Here is a 1,148-nt window from a genome sequence, read left to right as displayed (position 1 = left end):
TTCCCCTTGAGCACTGCAAGCGAACCCTCATGATAGACCGGGTTCGATAGTGGACGGATGACGTCGTCATTATAGATCTTCACCTGATCGAGGCCTTCCACCAGCGGCTTTCCGGTGACGGTAATTGCCGTCGGGTCCAGCTTGTCCCCGAGCTGCTTCATCAGGGCACGCAAGCCACCTGCATAAAAGAAGTCCTCCATCAGATAGGTCGAACCGGAAGGCCGGATATTGGCAATGACCGGCGTCGTGCGCCCGATGCGATCGAGATCATCCAGTTCCAGCGGAACACCCGCCCGGCGGGCCATGGCGATCAAGTGAATGATCGCATTGGTGGAGCAACCGGTAGCCATGGCAACGGTGACCGCGTTGTCGACGGCCGCCGGAGTGATGATTTGGTCCGGCGTCAGATCTTCCCAGACCATGTCGACGATGCGGCGACCACAGGCCGCCGACATCCGCTGATGGTTGGCATCGGCGGCCGGAATGGAGGATGCGCCGGGCAAAGTCAGCCCCATCGCCTCGGCGATAGCCGTCATCGTCGAGGCCGTCCCCATCGTCATGCAATGGCCGTAACTGCGGGCGATCCCGCCCTCGATGCCCTGCCATTCTTCCTGAGTGAGAGTGCCGGCGCGCCGCTCGTCCCAATATTTGAAGCCATCGGTGCCGGAGCCGAGCGTCTTGCCGGCGTAGTTGCCGCGGAGCATGGGACCCGCGGGGAGATAGATAAAGGGAATCCCCATGCTGACCGCGCCCATGACGAGACCCGGCGTGGTCTTGTCGCAACCACCCATCAGCACAGCGCCATCAATCGGGTGGCTACGCAGCAGCTCTTCAGTCTCCATCGCCAGCATATTGCGGTAGAGCATGGTGGTCGGCTTGACGAAGTTTTCGGAAAGGGAAAGAGCCGGCAGCTCCATGGGAAAACCGCCCGACTGCAGGACGCCCCGCTTCACCCACTCGACACGCTCACGGAAATGCATGTGGCATGGCTGGGCGTCGGACCAGGTGTTGATAATGGCGATGATCGGCTTGCCCTGCCAATCCTCCGGCGCATAGCCCATCTGCATGGTTCGTGATCGATGGCCGAAAGAACGCTGATCGTCAGGCATCATCCATCGCGCCGAGCGCAGTTGCTCGTAAGTTTTCCT

General features: G+C 60.9%; 1 protein-coding gene. It reads right to left on the bottom strand.

Annotated features, from left to right (window positions below):
* On the bottom strand, positions 1-1,148 hold a 1,148-nt coding region (locus EDE09_RS27950), incomplete at both ends, for a dihydroxy-acid dehydratase (protein ID WP_245505264.1).

It is taken from the genome of Neorhizobium sp. S3-V5DH (assembly GCF_004343065.1).
Lineage (GTDB): Bacteria > Pseudomonadota > Alphaproteobacteria > Rhizobiales > Rhizobiaceae > Neorhizobium > Neorhizobium huautlense.
This window is presented reverse-complemented; position numbering and strand designations above follow the sequence as displayed.